Consider the following 514-nt stretch of genomic DNA (forward strand, 5'->3'; position numbering starts at 1 on the left):
TACTTCTTTTTAACTGTCATCTTATCCACTCCTCACTTACCCTTCTTCTTACTCTTCTTATTCTTATGAGGCGGCGCTTTTACTGCTTCATCACGCTGTTTAAGCTTTTGTGTTAGTCTTTGAATTTCCGCATCACGTGATTGCACATCTGCTTTTAGTGCCTGTATCTTTTCACTTTTCCGTTTAAAGTCTTCTCGGTACGCATCTATCTTTTGCTTAAGTTCTTCAATTTTCTCGTCGCGTTCTTTAATCTCTTGCTTCAATTCTTTAATTAGCTTGTCGCATTGTTCAAGATCCGCATCACATTGATCAATTGTCTGCTTGCTTTCCTTTAAATACCTAAACTCATTCTCTCTCATTTCTTTCTTAATATCTTGAACCTGCTCTTTAAGTGCTTTAACTTGGTTGCGATAATGCAATGCAATACGAAACATCACTCCGCTTAAGAGCAAAACTGAAACCACTGCTATCCATAAAATTTCATTCGAACTCATCTTTATCTCCTTTAATTTTT

Annotated in this window: 1 protein-coding gene; it reads right to left on the minus strand. The window is 36.4% G+C overall.

Going from position 1 to position 514, the window contains the following annotated elements; all coding sequences use genetic code 11:
* Positions 1-32: 32 nt before the first annotated feature.
* Positions 33-494, minus strand: coding sequence for a hypothetical protein (locus tag ACFIJZ_RS10170; protein ID WP_375632057.1), 462 nt, complete (start codon positions 492-494; stop codon positions 33-35).
* Positions 495-514 lie beyond the last annotated feature (20 nt).

The organism is Bartonella sp. CL70QHWL (assembly GCF_042194855.1).
GTDB lineage: Bacteria > Pseudomonadota > Alphaproteobacteria > Rhizobiales > Rhizobiaceae > Bartonella.

Coding starts and splice junctions, on each gene's coding strand:
- ACFIJZ_RS10170 (WP_375632057.1), bottom strand. CDS start 494: ATGAGTTCGAATGAAATTTTATGGATAGCAGTGGTTTCAGTTTTGCTC.